Below are 14,024 nucleotides of genomic sequence, written 5' to 3' on the forward strand. Positions count from 1 at the left end.
GCACAACTCCATTGCCAAAGTCGAGTCATCTACTATACTTAAACCCACGACGCTTCTGGAGGAGGCCACCTTGACCGCACTAGCCATGCAGCCCCTGCTGGACGCCATCCGCACCTACGCCGACGACGACCTGGTCGCGCGGGTGCAGGCGCCCGAGTCCGGGCGCGAGTTCCACCTGCTCCACCGCGACGACAAGGTCGAGGTCTGGCTGATCGCCTGGTCGCCGGGCGCCAGCACCGGCTTCCACGACCACGGCACCGCGACCACCGCCTTCACCGTGCTCGCCGGCAGCCTGGTCGAGCACAACTGGCTCGGTGGCCTGCAGATCGCCGATGTCGGCCCCGGCGACGCCCGGGCGCACGACGCCGGCCACGTCCATGACGTACGCAACGTCGGCTCGCACCCGGCGATCAGCCTGCACGCGTACGCACCGAGGCTGGACGCGATGCACCACTACCACTTTCGCGGCGACCGGATCAGCCTGATCGGCGCCGAGCCCGGACGCCCCTGACCCTCAGAAGCCGGTGATGCAGTAGGGCAGCGGGCCGCCGTCGGCCATCGCCGCCCAGGTTTCGATCGCCTCGGGCGAGCCCGTGATCCGGCCGGCGGCAGCCAGGGTGCGTACGTCGACACCGCCGAGGTAGAGGGCGCCGAGGGTGTCCGCGGCGAGCTCCACCGTCGGGGCGGCGTCGGTCCGGGTGACCTCGGCCTTGCCGTCCGCGACCGCGACCCGCCAGGCACCGGCAGCGTGTCCGAGCTGGTCGTCGACACCGAGGACGACCTCGCCGGCGGCGTACCAGGGTCGTGCCTGCAGTGCCACCGGCACGTCGAGCACGCGCAGCCACAGCATGTCGTCGAGCTCGGCGCTCTTGACCGCGAACGGCTCGGCGAGCGCCCAGTAGAGCGGGTCCTGCAGCGGCGCCCGGCGCCAGCCGACCCGCTCGACGAGGTCGATGTCGGCGAGGAACCGCCACAGCCGCAGGTAGGCCGCAGGGGTCAGCGCCGCCAGGTCGACGACCCGCGCCATCCGCAGACCGGCGTCGTTGCGCTCGTCGGCGGTCTTGTAGATCGCGTAGCCGTCGGGCGTGCCGGCGGCGTCCAGGTGCAGCACGGTGCGCTGCTTCGACTCGCCCTTCGAGTCGCCGCCGAAGTCGTAGGCGCTGGAGAGCCACGGCTCGTAGAACTGCGGCCGGGTGACCGATCCGCGGGTGCGCTCCTGGAATGTGCCGTAGATCTCGGCGACCGTCTTCCAGGCGTCGGCCGGCTCGACCAGCGTCACCGAGCCGTCGTCTTCAGGCACCTCGGGGCGGTAGCGGAACTTCGCGGTGACGTCGACCTCGACCTGGCGCAGATGGGTGGCCGTGCCGAACCCGAAGCGGCCGTAGATCGACCCCTCCGAGACGGTCAGCGCCGCCAGCGGCACGCCGGCCGCGACCGCGTCGGCCAGCGAGACCGTCATCAGCTTGCGCAGCAGGCCCTGGCGCCGGTGGGTCGGGGAGACGGTCACGTCGCTGATCAGCAGCGTCGGCAGGCTGACGCCGCCGCCCACGTTGACCGGTGAGGTCCAGGACGAGAACGTCGCGACCGGGATCGTGGCCGAGGAGAACTCCGAGTTCTCCGTCCACGCCCCCAGCAGCGTCACCGAGTCGGAGCGGGTGTGGTCGCGCCAGACCTGGATGCCGTCGTCGTTGCCTCGGGACTGGTGGAAGCCACGCCGCGTGCCTTCGTACCACCCCTTCAACAGGGCCTCGTCCCCGTCGAAGGGGTCGAGGCTGCGGAAGACGAGGCCGGGGTGCTCGAGCGCGCTCATGGTCAGAACGTACGCCGCCGAGCACCCCGATCTCGACTGGTTATTCCTCCGCCGGGCCGGTGGCCGGCACAGTGGCCGGCACTGTCGCGACCACCTGCTTGCGGCGTCGGGAGAGGAGCCAGACGGGCGCGATGAGGAGCAGGAGTACCGGAGTCCACGGGATGATGGCGCCGAGCGCGACCGCGAGGATACGGGCCGAGTCGCCCAGCGCTTCCCAGCCGGCGCTCAGCCCGGCCAGGAAGCCGGGGTCGTCGTCGGAGGAGCCGCCGGGACCGGCACGGTCGATGTTGACCGTGATGGTCGACAGCGACGTCTGGTTCTCGAGGGCCGCCTGCTGGGCGAGCAGCGAGTTGAGGTCGGCCTCGCGACGGGCGAGCTCGGACTCGATCGCGATGACATCACCGATCCTCTCGGCGCGGGAGAGGAGCGTACGGATCCTCTCGATGCTCGTCCGGGCGTTCTTCACCCGCACCTCGGTGTCGACGACCTCGGTGGTGACGTCGGTGGTCGTGGTGTTGGAGTCGACCAGGGTGGCAGTGTCCTCGAGGTCTGCCATCGCGTCGTCGAACGACTTCGACGGGATCCGGAGGACCATCCGGGCATGGCTCGGTCCGTCGTCGTCGCTGTCGCTGGTCTCCTGCTCGGTGACCTGGCCGGCGTACCTGTCGGAGATCTGCTGCACCTGCGTACGCGTCTTGCCGACGTCCTTCGCGTCGAGCGAGACCGAGCCGGTGGAGATGATCGATGGTTGCGTGACGGCCTGCTTCGGTGCCGCCGCGTCCGCATCCTGCGCGGCCATCTCCGGGCCGGCCGCCTTTCCGGCGGATGAATCGGCCAGCGACTCGACCGAGCCGGAGTCGGCGGAGGACCCGCCCGATCCGTCCGACCCGCCGCATGCGCCGAGGGCGAAGATGCTGACAATCACAAGGGCCGCACCCGAGATAGGCCTGACCTTTGCTGTTTTCATGCCCTCAGTACGCCCGGGGGCATGAAAACGGTGCGGGAGACGGCTAGTTCCTTTGTGCCATTTCTTTCGGGGCATCTCCGGATCAGCTCGTCGCCGCAGCCGCCACGAGATCGAGGGTCTGGGCCACGATTTCCGCCCGCATGTCGGCCAGCGGTTCGCCGCCGGCGTCCCCGTCGAGGACGGGTACGTGGATGTGACCCTGCTTGGTGTCGGCCTGGAGCGCGTCGCGGAGGGCGGTGGTGCGGTAGGCCGACTCGTTGGACAGGTAGTCACCGCCGCCACCGGCGACCGCCGTGGAGCCCGGTGTCGGGTCCTCCCGGGTGACCGGCGCGGTCGATCCGGCCGGGATCTCGGTGATGATCCGGTTGATGTTCACCGGGAAGGTGCCGGGCACGGCCGCCTTCATCGCCTCGACCGGCAGCGTGGTCCGGGTCCACTGCGGCTGCGGGTCGGCATGAGGTACGTCCTCGGGAATCGGGATCGTCTCGTTGACGCTGACGCGGTCGTTGTCGGGGAAGGTGCCGCGATGGGCGCCGTTCCAGACCTCCAGGTCGAAACGGCCCGCGCGGCCCTGGCTGATGGTGATGGCGGTGTCCACGTCGCGCTTGCCGGGGACCAGGTGCGGCAGGAACGCGCGCTCGACGCTGCCCTGCGCGAACGGCTCCCACAGCACCGGGAACACCACGGTCTGGATCTCGACGGGACCCTTCGCCGTCTGGACGACGCGCCCGTCCATCGCCAGCGCCGTCGCCCCGGACGGGTTCGACTGGCGGATGTTGCGATCGAGGGTGAACGGGTCGAAACCGGAGGCCAGCACCTGCCGTGACCGGCCGGCCTCGCCGCGGGCGAAGGCGGTCGACTCGATCCCGCGCGAGCTCCGGTCGAAGGCCGCCAGCACCTTTGCCCGGGCGTCCTCGGACCAGGTCCGGTACGCAGGAGCGACTCGCGCGATCTCCAGCTCGGCCGCGAGCCGGGCCCAGTAGAGCGGCCGGTCGTCGCTGCGAGGCAGGTCGCCACCTGCGTCGCCTCGGCCCTGCACGCGGTCGACCGCGCGCTGCCACAGCGCCTGGCCGGCGAGCCGTGCCGCAGCGGTGGCGGCCCTGCTGCTGCCGGCCTCGCAGACGACCGTCCTCACCGCGCCGGCGACGTCGTCGAACCCGGAGCGGGCCAGGATGTCGCTCACCGTCGGGTCGGTGAGCCGGGTGTGCTCCACCCGGGTGTCGGGCGAGGCGACGGTCCCGCAGGCCGGGTTGGTGCTCGCGGTCGCGGGAGCGCCGGTGAGGCCGAGGGTGATGGCGGCGGCCAGTGCCGCCGTGGCGGCGGTCAGTGCCGTGGTTCGAGTCGACATGTGGGGGTCCTCCGAGATCGTGGCGGTCGCCGTACGTTGGAGCGGATCATGCCGGTCTCGAGACGTACTGGCCAGTGAGTTGCCGATGTCGTCCGGGCGATTTCACTGGGTGAGGGGCGTGGAGCGGGCTAGGTTGGCGCCATGGCGAAGACACCGGCGGCACACGTGCAGGCAGGCGAGCGCGAGGTGCGGATCTCCAGCCCCGACCGGGTGATCTACGAGGCGACCGACCGCACCCCCGAGGTCACCAAGCTGATGGTCGCGGAGTTCTTCGCGACCGTCGGCGACCCGCTGATGCGAGCGCTGCGGGATCGCCCGACGGCTCTGGAGCGCTGGCCCGACGGCTGGCGCGAGGGCATGAAGCTGGCCACCGGTCCGACCGACAAGGAGGGTGACGGCTTCTACCAGAAGCGCACGCCCAAGGGTGCCCCCGACTACCTCGAGGAGGTCGAGATCACCTTCCCGAGCGGGCGTAAGGCGCGAGAGATCTGCCCCACCGAGCCTGCTGTCCCGGTCTGGTGCGCCCAGATGGGTGCGCTCACCTTCCACCCCTGGCCCGTTCGCAGCGCTGACGTCGATCACCCCGACGAGCTGCGCATCGACCTCGACCCCCAGCCGGGCACCGACTTCGCCGACGCCGTGCGGGTCGCCGGGGTCGCCCGGGAGACCCTCGAGGAACTCGGCCTGCGCGGTTTCGCGAAGACCAGCGGCAACCGCGGCGTACACATCTACGTACGCATCCGGCCGGAGTGGACCTTCGAGGACCTGCGTCACGCCGCGATCGGGTTCGGCCGTGAGCTGGAGCGTCGCGACGGGGGAGTGACCACCGCGTGGTGGAAGGAGGAGCGCGGGGAGCGCATCTTCGTCGACTTCAACCAGAACAACCGAGATCGGACCATCGCGAGCGCCTACTCGCTGCGTCCCAAGCCCGGCGCCCCGGTCTCCACGCCGCTCACCTGGGACGAGCTGGCCGACCTGAAGGACCCGCGCGAGCTCAACCTCTTCACCGTCCCCGACTTCCTCGCCGACGGCGACCGCTGGGCGGAGATCGACGACGAGGCGTACGACCTCACGCCGCTGCTCGAGCTCTGGGAGAAGCTGCCCGGCGGCGAGCTCAACTTCCCGCCGGACTACCCGAAGATGCCGGGAGAGCCGCCGCGGGTGCAGCCGAGCAAGAAGGTTGCGTCCCACTGGGACGAGGAGGGCAACCGGATCGAGTGATCGGACTCTCGCCGACTCGTTGACAGGCTCATCACAGGTTCGGCACAGCCCGAAGACATGAATGACCGGTGAACTCCCGGGGTCGCATAAGTGACTCTCCCGGGAGGAAGAACTGAATGGGTTGGTTGAGCCGACGCCGAGGCGTCACCCACGATGAGATGGAAGCCGAGGATGCTCCGACGCAGCCCACCGGCTATGCGGAGACCGCGAGCCGGTTGCACGCCTTCAACCGCTACGAGATCAAGTACCTGATCGACGAGTTGAAGGTCGCCCAGCTGCGTGAGGAGCTCGAGGCCCGGATGGAGGCCGACCCGTACTCGCCACTGGGCGGCTATCCGGTGACGTCGGTCTACTACGACACCCCGGATCTGCGGTTCTACTGGGAGAAGATCGAGGGGCTCCGGTTCCGCCGCAAGCTCCGGATGCGGCTCTATGGGCAGCCGGCGGACTGCGTCGAGGACACCCCGGTCCACGTCGAGATCAAGCAGCGCGTGAACCGGGTGACCCAGAAGCGCCGCCTCTCGCTGCCCTACCAACAGGCGCGGCGCTGGCTCGACCAGCGCGAGGAGCTCGAACTCGACGTCAGCGGCACCTCGCGAGGCTTCGTCAACGAGGTGACCTCGCTGGTCGGCAACCTCGACCTGCGTCCCATCGTCACCACCGGCTACCAGCGTGAGGCGTTCATCGGGCGCGAGGCCGACCTCGGCCTGCGCGTCACCATCGACCACCGCGTGCACGGCCGCGACCGCGACTTCCACTTCGCCTCCAGCGCGGAGAACCGGTTCCTCATCCCGCCGAAGCTGGCGATCGTCGAGCTCAAGGCCAACGAGCGGGTGCCCTACTGGGCGACCGACCTGACCGCGCGGCTCGACATGTCGGTGGTCCGGATCTCGAAGTACTGCCAGTCCGTCGAGGCCTTCTCGCTCGCCCCGAGCTCACGCTACGGCGCGTCCGAGAACGTCCCCGCCCCGTCCAACGACCTCATCACCTCTCGCTGATCCTTTCGGCGATCACCGCACAGGAAGCTCTCATGAATCTCGATTTCCAAGATCTCAGCTCCACGTTCACCGTCTTCGACATCGTGGCGTCGCTGACGCTGTCGTTCGTGCTGTCGGCGATCATTGGCTACGTCTACCGAGCCACCCACAAGAACGTCTCCTACAGCCAGTCGTACGTCCAGACGCTGGTGCTCGCGGGCATGGTCGTCTCGCTCATCATGCTCGTCGTCGGTTCCAACATCGCCCGGGCGTTCGCGCTGGTGGGGGCGCTGTCGGTGATCCGGTTCCGCAACGCCGTGAAGGAGACCCGCGACGTCGGCTTCATCTTCCTGGTGATGGCGATCGGGATGACGACCGGCACCCGGTTCTACCTGCTTGCGATCGCGGCCACGGTGATGATCTGCCTCGTGCTCGTCCTGATGAACAAGTTCAACTGGTTCAAGCTCGACGTGCAGCGTCAGGTCGTCAAGGTCCAGGTGCCACCCGAGCCGGAGTACACCGCGGTCGTCGAGGACCTGATGATCCAGCACTGCTCCGACTTCGAGCTGGTCTCGACCGAGTCCGTACGCGCCGGGGCGCTGATCGAGCTCTACTACACCGCGCAGCTGAAGAAGGGCAGCAGCTCGCGTGAGCTGCTGCAGGCACTCTCCGCGGTCAACAGCGGCCAGCGCGTCACCGTGCTGACGGGCTACGACCAGACCGATCTGTGATGGCCGAACCCAACAACATCGCGCCGCAGCCGGTGCCGCGCAAGCGCCTCCGGCACCGGCTGCCGCGTTCCTGGCGCCAGCACTGGAAGCTCGTCGCCGTCCTGGGTGTCTTCTCCCTCGCGCTGCTGGTCACGCTCAAGGATGTGGGCATCAAGCCCTACATCACCGGCGACGTCGAGATCGCCGCCGCCGACATCACCGAGGACCTCGCCGGCACCGTCGACCTCTTCGATACCTCGGTCGACCACGAGGTCTCCATCGACATCACCGATGTCGAGTACGACGACATGGTCGAGAGCTACCAGAAGGACGGCGAGAAGAAGTGGGTCACCGCCACGGTGACCATCGACGGGACCGTCATCAACGACGTCGCGGTGCGGCTCAAGGGAAACTCGACCCTGATGGGCCTGCGCGGCGCCAGTGGAGGCGGTGGCGAGGGTCGTCCCGGCCGGGGCGGAATGCAGCCTCCCGAAGGGATGGAGCTCCCGGACGGCATGGAGCTCCCCGAAGGCATGGAGCTGCCCGAGGGTATGCAGATGCCGGAGGGGATGGAGCCGCCTGAGGGTATGGAGATGCCCGAAGGCGGGATGGTCGGAGGGCCGGGCGGTGGCGGGATGGGCGCGATGTCCCAGGCCTCTGCCGACGACCCGACCTCGCTCCCGCTGCTGCTCAGCTTCAACGAGAACGTCGAGGGCCGTGCCTACCAGGGCATGACCGAGATCTCCGTACGCCCCGGCAGCCCGGTCATCAATGAGGCGATGGCCCTCTCGCTGACCAAGGCGGCCGACCTGCCGACCCAGGACTACGGGTATGCGGTCTACTCGGTCAACGGCAGCGACACGACGACCCGTCTGCTGCTCGCCCACCCGGACGAGAACATGGCGAACAACTTGTTCGACTCGCCCGGCTACCTCTACAAGGCCGACGCCTCCTCCCAGCTGGCCTACGTCGACGACGACCAGTCGTCCTACAGCGACCAGTTCAAGCAGGTCAACGCCAGTGACGACGGCACCCTGCAGCCGATCATCGACTTCCTGAAGTGGATGGACGAGGCCGACGACGAGGAGTTCGCCGCCGACCTCGACGAGTGGGTCGACGTGGACTCGCTGGCGAGCTACCTGGCGATGCAGAACTTGATCGTCAACGGAGACGACATGGGCGGTCCGGGCCAGAACTACTACCTCTGGTACGACCTGGAGTCCGAGAAGCTATCGGTGATCTCCTGGGACCTCAACCTCGCCATGCAGGGTGACGCCACGCTCGGCCCCGACGACGAGACCGGCATGGGCGCAGGCATGGGTGGTGGCATGTTCGGGGGCGGGAATCGTGCGGGCGAGGACCAGGGCGGTGCGCAGGAAGGCATGGCCCCGGAACGTACGCAGCAGGCCGGTGGCATCCGCGGTGGGAACGCGCTCAAGGAGCGGTTCCTGGCGTCCGAGGATCTGAAGACCGTCTACACCGAGGCGTACTGGGAACTTTTCGACAAGGTGTACGCGGACGGCACGGCCGCCGACATTCTCGCCGGGCTCGCGGAGTCGGTGCCGACCAGCGACTCGCTGAGCGCCGAGGATCTCGAGACAGCGATCAACACGATGTCGGAATGGGTGAACCAGCGCACCAGCACCTTGAAGAAGGCACGGAAGGAGTGAGTGGATAGCAGAAGTGCCCGCTCAGCGCGGATCCCCCGATCGCACGAGCAGGCACTTCCTCGTCGCTGGATCCCCCCGGAACAGCGAACCCCAAGATACTAGGGGAGCGCGAGCCACAACTGCCACGTGAAGCCGGTAACAGAGCGGTAACCTTTGGTGTGTTACCTGTCACTTCTGAGGTTTTCGGTTGTCACGCGGACGAAACGGCTCACATGCCGGTGATTCCTTCGCCCTCGCCGGCCTGCTCGTCGAAGTTCTCGTGTTCGATCAGGTGCAGCACCGGGACGTGGAGGTGGCGGCGGGCCTGGTGGGTCCAGTCGACGTGGAAGAACTCGGCGACCACGTGCGGACGGGTCATGATGATCGCCTCGCGACCGTCGACCGCAGCGACCTTGGCGCGCAGCGCCTTGACCGGGTCCTGGACGAGCTCGCCGTGGGCGGACGCGCCGGAGGTCTTCAGGACCTTCAGGGTCTGCTCGAGCGCCTTCTCGGCCTCCTCCTTGGCCTCCTCGCGCACCGCGTCGAGGTCGATCTCGTTCATCATCATCGCCGAGCCGAGGTATTCGGCCGCGCTGAGCGTGCCCATCGCCGACTCGATCCGGGCAGCAGCGTCCTCCAAGGGCAGCAGCACGTGGTAGACCGGGTCCTCGACTCCCTCGTGGAGGGAGTGGACTCGGGTCGCGTCGTCGAGGGTGATTGCCTGCTCGACCAGGAGAACGACGTCGTAGCTCATGGCTCCGACACTAGCCGGATTTAGACGCACCTCCGAGCACTTCGGACAGCTCGTACGCCACGGGTTCCTCGAGCTGCTCGTAGCCGCACGACTCCGGGTCGCGGTCGGGGCGCCAGCGCTTGAACTGAGCGGTGTGCCGGAACCGGCGTCCCTCCATGTGGTCGTAGCCCACCTCGAGCACCCGCTCCGGGCGCAGCGGGGTGAAGGACAGGTCCTTCCCCTGCGACCAACGGCTCTGGGTGCCGGGGACCCGGTCGGGGTTGGCGGTGAGGAACTCCTGCCAGCGGCCCCAGGGATGGTCCTCGATCGGGACAACCAGCTCCTGCAACTCCTGCCACAGCTCGGCGCGTCGCGCGGCGGTGAAGGACGCCGAGACTCCGATGTGCTGCAGCTCCGGCTGACCGTCCTCCCCGGGGGCGTACAGACCCAGCAGCAGGCTCCCGAGCAGCGGATTCTCCGGCGTGGAGGTCTTGTGCTCGCGGTAGCCGGCGACGACCACGTCAGCCGTACGCGAGTGCTTGATCTTCAGCATCGTCCGCTTGTCGGGGACATAAGGGGCATCGAGCGGCTTCGCCATCACTCCGTCCAGCCCGGCGCCCTCGAACCGGGTGAACCAGTCCTGGGCGACTTCGGGGTCCGTCGTCGTGGTGCACATGTGGACGTTGTCCGAGCTCACCTCTGCGAAGACTGCCTCCAGTGCCACCCGCCGTTCCGTCAGCGGCTCGTCGAGGAACGACCTCTCGCCCAGCGCGAGCAGATCGAAGGCCGCGTACGCAGCAGGCGTCTCCTCCGCCAACAGGTTGATCCGCGACGCCGCCGGGTGGATGCGCTGCTGCAGCACCTCGAACTCCAGCCGGTCCCCGATCGCCACGAAGATCTCCCCGTCGAGCACGATCTTCTCCGGCAGCACCTTCCGCAGCGCCTCGGCCACCTCGGGGAAGTAGCGGGTCAGCGGCTTGGTGTTGCGCGAGGCCAGCTCCACCTCGTCCCCGTCCTTGAACACGATGCACCGGAACCCGTCCCACTTCGGCTCGAACGCGTAGCCACCGTCCGTCGGCACGCCCTTCGCGGGCTTCGCGAGCATCGGCAGGATCGGCGGCATCACAGGAAGGTCCACGTCGCTCAGCCTAAGGGCGCCGCGCGAATTTCGGATGAGGCAGAAGAAGTTGTCGATCCATCCGTCGGGGCCGTCCGGTCAGGTCGTCGCGGCGGCGTAGCGCTGCAGGAAAAGCGCCTCGGTCAGTGCCATGGTGGAGATCTCGCGCGGGTCCACGCTCTCGTTGGGCGCATGGATCAACGCCTGCGGCTCCTCCACGCCCATCAGGATGATCTCGGCGTCGGGGTAGGTGTCGGTGAACACGTTGCACAGCGGTATCGAGCCGCCCTGCCCGAGGGTCGCCATCGGCTTGTCGTAGGCCTCCATCATCGCCTTGCCCATCGCCTGGTAGGCCGGCCCGTCGATCGTTGCCCGGAACGGCGAGCCGGTGGCCTCCACCTCGATGGTGACGTGGACACCCCAGGGCGCGGCCCGGTGAAGGTGTGCCTCGAGCGCCTCCTTCGCGACGTCCGGCGCGAGCCCGGGTGGGATGCGGAGGTTCAGCCGAGCCGCGGCCTTGGGCACGATCGCCGCCGCCGAGCCGACCACGGGTGGGCAGTCGATGCCGAGCACCGTGACCGCCGGCCGCGCCCACAGCATGTCCGACACCGAGCCGTCCCCGAGCAGCTGGACTCCGTCCAGCAGTCCGGCGTCGCTGCGGAACTGCTCGGGCGGGTACGGCTGGCCCTCCCAGCGGCGGGTGCTGTCGAGCCCCTCGATGGTGGTGTTGCCGGCCGAGTCCCGCAGGCCGGCCAGCATCGCGATCAGGGCTGCGAGGGCGTCCGGGGCCGCACCGCCGAACATGCCGGAGTGCACCTCCGAGGTCAGGGCCTCGACGGTGACGACCACGTTGACCATGCCACGCAGGCTGACGGTTGCCGCCGGCTGGCCGACGGCCGCGTTACCGGTGTCGCAGACCAGGATCGTGTCGGCGCGGAGCAGATCCGCGTTGTCGACCACGAACGCCTCCAGGCCCCCCGTGCCCTGCTCCTCGGACCCCTCCACGACCAGCTTGAGGTTCACCGGCACGTCATCGCCCAAGGCGCGGAGTGCCAGGAGGTGCATGAGGATGTTGCCCTTGCAGTCAGCCGTCCCGCGGCCGTACCAGCGCCCGTCCTTCTCGACCAGCTCGAACGGCGGTGTCTGCCAGGCGACGTCGTCGAGCGGCGGCTGCACGTCGTAATGGGCGTACAGCAGCACCGTGGGCGCATCGGGTCGTGGGCACGGTCGAGAGCCCAGGACGGCGTTGCTGCCGTCCGGGGTCTCCGCCAGCCGGGCATCGTCGAATCCGAGGGCTGCGAAGTGGTCGAGCACCCACTGCGCGGCACGGCTGCACTCCTCGGGTGGGAACTGGCGCGGGTCGGCGACCGACTTGATGGCGACCAGCTCGGCCAGCTCCTCCCGCGCCTGGGGCATGAGGTCAGCGATGCGGCCCCTCAGATCCATGTCTCACTCACCCCGCCACGTCATCGGTCTCGAGGTCGTCGACGAACTCGTTGAAGTCGTCCAGCTCGTCGGGGCAGTAGATCTCGATGATCAGCTTCTGGCCCTGGAAGACCCGGCTGTCGGCGACCACCGGGCGCGCCCCGGGGCCGGTCGCCCCGTTCGAGAGCTGCGACAGCAGGATGGCGCGACTCAGTGCGTCGTTCGGGTCCTCGCAGGTCGCCCCACCGTCCTCACCCAGGACCCGCACGATCTGGTCCCTGTCCGGGGTGCGAGCGCCCGCGTCCTCGAGGGCCGCGATCAGCTCGTCGGCCTTCTCCTCGGCGTTGCGGGTCTCCCGGGCTGAGTTGAACGCGATCAGTCCGACGACGACGAGGACGCCGAGGACGACCAGGGCGGTGATGTAGATCCAGCTGCGTTCGCGCTTGCTCTGCGTTTCCATCGGGGTGCTCATGACGGGGTCACCTCCTGCGGCTCAGGCTGCTTCCAGGACGGCTTGCGGAACCGGTAGAACAGGAACGGCACGAGGAGCCCGAGCCCGAGTGCGCCGCCGCCGACGATGGCGAAGTAGAGACCGGAGCTTCCGGACGCGAACTGCGACGGCGGGATGAAGCCGACGAGGAGGGCGGCCAGGGATGCCGCGAAGCCGATGCCGCACATCCCCACGAGCATGGGTGCGCGGTAGCCGCGCGGATGGTCGGGATGCTTACGGCGTAGCTGGATCGCGGCCACGAACATCAGCAGGTACATGATCAGGTAGACCTGCGTGGTGATGACGGAGAAGATCCAGTAAGCGCTGGACACGTCCGGGATCAACGCGTACGCCAGGCCGATCACGGTGGTGATCAGCCCCTGGACGACCAGGATGTTCTGCTGGACACCGTTCTTGTTGAGCTGCTGCAGGAAGGGTGGAAGGTAGCCCTCCTGGCGCGAGATCAGCAGCAGGCCCTTCGATGGCCCGGCCAGCCAGGTCAGCATGCCGCCGAGGGAGGCGGTGACCAGCATGATGCCCACGATCGGGGTCAGCCACTGCCAGCCGAAGTTCGCGAAGACCGCGTCGAAAGCCTGCATCACGCCGGCAGTGAGGGACAGCTCCTCAGCAGGTACGACCCAGCTGATCGCCAGCGCCGGGAGGATGAAGATCGCCAGGACCAGGCCCATGGCCAGGAACATCGACTTCGGGAACTCCTTGCCCGGGTCCTTCAGGGAGGACACGTGGACCGCGTTCATCTCCATGCCCGAGTAGGAGAGGAAGTTGTTGACGATGAGCACGAGGCTCGCGAGCCCGGCCCACACCGGGAAGATGTTCTCGGAGGTCATCGGCGCCGCGGACTCGTTGCCCTGCCCGAGGAAGACGATGCCGAGAAGGACCAGTACGACGCCGGGGATCAGGGTTCCGATGATCAGGCCGCCGCTGGCGAGACCCGCGACTCCCTTGGTGCCTCGTGCGGAGATCCAGACACCGGACCAGTACACGACGATGATCACGCACGCGGTCCACACCCCGCTGCTGGCCAGCTCCGGATTGAACACGTACGCGAGGGTGCTCGCCACGAACCCCAGCAGACTCGGGTAGTAGAAGATCGTCATGGCGAACTGGCACCAGACCGCCAGAAAGCCCATCGGCTTGGAGATTCCCTCCGAGACCCACTTGTAGATGCCGCCTTCCCATCCCGACGCCAGCTCCGCGGAGACCAGTGAGGTCGGCAGCAGGAACACGATGGCCGGGAGCAGGTACAAGAACACGCAGGCCAGGCCGTAGACCGCCATCGTCGGCGCTGCCCGCAGGCTGGCGACCGAGCTCGTGGTCATCATCGCCAGCGCCACCCACGAGATCCAGGCGGTGGGCGGGATCTTGGCGCGCGTCGCCAGGTCCGCTGCTGCGTCCCCCGCGCTCACGTCGACCACCGCAACGGGGCGGGGGTTATGCACCATCCGAACATCCTCATCACTCCTTGCGAAAGCGACGCCAGTTGATGGCTCAGGGTAGGAACGACACTCGCGCGGGCGGATCATCCTCAACGGATGATTCGTGCCTGGCCCCCTGTG

The 14,024-nt window shown here is 68.3% G+C and carries 13 protein-coding genes; 5 read left to right on the plus strand and 8 right to left on the minus strand.

Features of this window, described 5'->3' with window-relative positions; genetic code table 11:
* Positions 1-70 precede the first annotated feature (70 nt).
* Positions 71-511, plus strand: coding sequence for a cysteine dioxygenase (locus ACIO3S_RS20455; RefSeq protein WP_400467469.1), 441 nt, complete (start codon positions 71-73; stop codon positions 509-511).
* A gap of 3 nt (positions 512-514) precedes the next feature.
* On the opposite strand, the gene ACIO3S_RS20460 is transcribed toward ACIO3S_RS20455, so the two are convergent.
* From ACIO3S_RS20460 to ACIO3S_RS20470, 3 genes are all read right to left on the minus strand, one after another.
* A complete protein-coding gene (locus ACIO3S_RS20460; RefSeq protein ID WP_400467471.1) occupies positions 515-1,810 on the minus strand; it encodes a GNAT family N-acetyltransferase in 1,296 nt (431 codons plus the stop codon).
* A 40-nt stretch (positions 1,811-1,850) separates the two neighbouring features.
* Positions 1,851-2,735: a DUF4349 domain-containing protein gene (locus tag ACIO3S_RS20465; protein WP_400467473.1), complete on the minus strand. Its 885-nt coding sequence runs from the start codon at positions 2,733-2,735 to the stop codon at positions 1,851-1,853.
* 124 nt (positions 2,736-2,859) lie between these two features.
* The gene (locus ACIO3S_RS20470; protein WP_400467475.1) at positions 2,860-4,125 is read right to left on the minus strand and encodes a hypothetical protein; all 1,266 of its coding nucleotides are present in this window, start codon (positions 4,123-4,125) and stop codon (positions 2,860-2,862) included.
* A gap of 141 nt (positions 4,126-4,266) precedes the next feature.
* Here ACIO3S_RS20470 and ACIO3S_RS20475 point away from each other — a divergent pair, with 141 nt between their 5' ends.
* The 4 genes from ACIO3S_RS20475 (at position 4,267) to ACIO3S_RS20490 (ending at position 8,703) form a co-directional block, all read left to right on the plus strand.
* Positions 4,267-5,346: a DNA polymerase domain-containing protein gene (locus tag ACIO3S_RS20475; protein ID WP_400467477.1), complete on the plus strand. Its 1,080-nt coding sequence runs from the start codon at positions 4,267-4,269 to the stop codon at positions 5,344-5,346.
* A gap of 116 nt (positions 5,347-5,462) precedes the next feature.
* Positions 5,463-6,344 (plus strand): polyphosphate polymerase domain-containing protein, encoded by an 882-nt coding sequence (locus tag ACIO3S_RS20480; RefSeq protein WP_400467479.1) that lies wholly within the window; start codon positions 5,463-5,465, stop codon positions 6,342-6,344.
* Between the two features lie 32 nt (positions 6,345-6,376).
* Positions 6,377-7,054, plus strand: a complete 678-nt coding sequence (locus ACIO3S_RS20485) for a DUF4956 domain-containing protein (protein ID WP_400467481.1) — start codon at positions 6,377-6,379, stop codon at positions 7,052-7,054.
* Positions 7,054-8,703 (plus strand): CotH kinase family protein, encoded by a 1,650-nt coding sequence (locus ACIO3S_RS20490; RefSeq protein ID WP_400467482.1) that lies wholly within the window; start codon positions 7,054-7,056, stop codon positions 8,701-8,703. Before ACIO3S_RS20485 ends, ACIO3S_RS20490 begins: the two co-directional genes overlap by 1 nt.
* A gap of 208 nt (positions 8,704-8,911) precedes the next feature.
* On the opposite strand, the gene ACIO3S_RS20495 is transcribed toward ACIO3S_RS20490, so the two are convergent.
* The 5 genes from ACIO3S_RS20495 to ACIO3S_RS20515 all read right to left on the minus strand — a co-directional run bounded on the left by ACIO3S_RS20495 (position 8,912) and on the right by ACIO3S_RS20515 (position 13,910).
* A complete protein-coding gene (locus tag ACIO3S_RS20495; protein WP_160027160.1) occupies positions 8,912-9,436 on the minus strand; it encodes a hypothetical protein in 525 nt (174 codons plus the stop codon).
* Between the two features lie 10 nt (positions 9,437-9,446).
* The gene (locus tag ACIO3S_RS20500) at positions 9,447-10,553 is read right to left on the minus strand and encodes an ATP-dependent DNA ligase (RefSeq protein ID WP_400467484.1); all 1,107 of its coding nucleotides are present in this window, start codon (positions 10,551-10,553) and stop codon (positions 9,447-9,449) included.
* A 78-nt stretch (positions 10,554-10,631) separates the two neighbouring features.
* Positions 10,632-11,978, minus strand: a complete 1,347-nt coding sequence (locus ACIO3S_RS20505) for a dipeptidase (protein ID WP_400467485.1) — start codon at positions 11,976-11,978, stop codon at positions 10,632-10,634.
* A 7-nt stretch (positions 11,979-11,985) separates the two neighbouring features.
* On the minus strand, positions 11,986-12,429 hold the full coding sequence (locus tag ACIO3S_RS20510) for a hypothetical protein (RefSeq protein ID WP_400467486.1): 444 nt from the start codon (positions 12,427-12,429) through the stop codon (positions 11,986-11,988).
* On the minus strand, positions 12,426-13,910 hold the full coding sequence (locus ACIO3S_RS20515) for an APC family permease (protein ID WP_400467488.1): 1,485 nt from the start codon (positions 13,908-13,910) through the stop codon (positions 12,426-12,428). Before ACIO3S_RS20515 ends, ACIO3S_RS20510 begins: the two co-directional genes overlap by 4 nt.
* Positions 13,911-14,024 lie beyond the last annotated feature (114 nt).

Source organism: Nocardioides sp. NPDC087217, assembly GCF_044744805.1.
Taxonomy (GTDB): domain Bacteria; phylum Actinomycetota; class Actinomycetes; order Propionibacteriales; family Nocardioidaceae; genus Nocardioides.

Excerpts from the sequence above, each read along its gene's own strand:
- ACIO3S_RS20460 (WP_400467471.1), bottom strand. The coding sequence starts at position 1,810 with ATGAGCGCGCTCGAGCACCCCGGCCTCGTCTTCCGCAGCCTCGACCCC.
- ACIO3S_RS20470 (WP_400467475.1), bottom strand. The coding sequence starts at position 4,125 with ATGTCGACTCGAACCACGGCACTGACCGCCGCCACGGCGGCACTGGCC.
- ACIO3S_RS20475 (WP_400467477.1), top strand. The coding sequence starts at position 4,267 with ATGGCGAAGACACCGGCGGCACACGTGCAGGCAGGCGAGCGCGAGGTG.
- ACIO3S_RS20480 (WP_400467479.1), top strand. The coding sequence starts at position 5,463 with ATGGGTTGGTTGAGCCGACGCCGAGGCGTCACCCACGATGAGATGGAA.
- ACIO3S_RS20485 (WP_400467481.1), top strand. The coding sequence starts at position 6,377 with ATGAATCTCGATTTCCAAGATCTCAGCTCCACGTTCACCGTCTTCGAC.
- ACIO3S_RS20490 (WP_400467482.1), top strand. The coding sequence starts at position 7,054 with ATGGCCGAACCCAACAACATCGCGCCGCAGCCGGTGCCGCGCAAGCGC.
- ACIO3S_RS20495 (WP_160027160.1), bottom strand. The coding sequence starts at position 9,436 with ATGAGCTACGACGTCGTTCTCCTGGTCGAGCAGGCAATCACCCTCGAC.
- ACIO3S_RS20505 (WP_400467485.1), bottom strand. The coding sequence starts at position 11,978 with ATGGATCTGAGGGGCCGCATCGCTGACCTCATGCCCCAGGCGCGGGAG.
- ACIO3S_RS20510 (WP_400467486.1), bottom strand. The coding sequence starts at position 12,429 with ATGAGCACCCCGATGGAAACGCAGAGCAAGCGCGAACGCAGCTGGATC.
- ACIO3S_RS20515 (WP_400467488.1), bottom strand. The coding sequence starts at position 13,910 with ATGGTGCATAACCCCCGCCCCGTTGCGGTGGTCGACGTGAGCGCGGGG.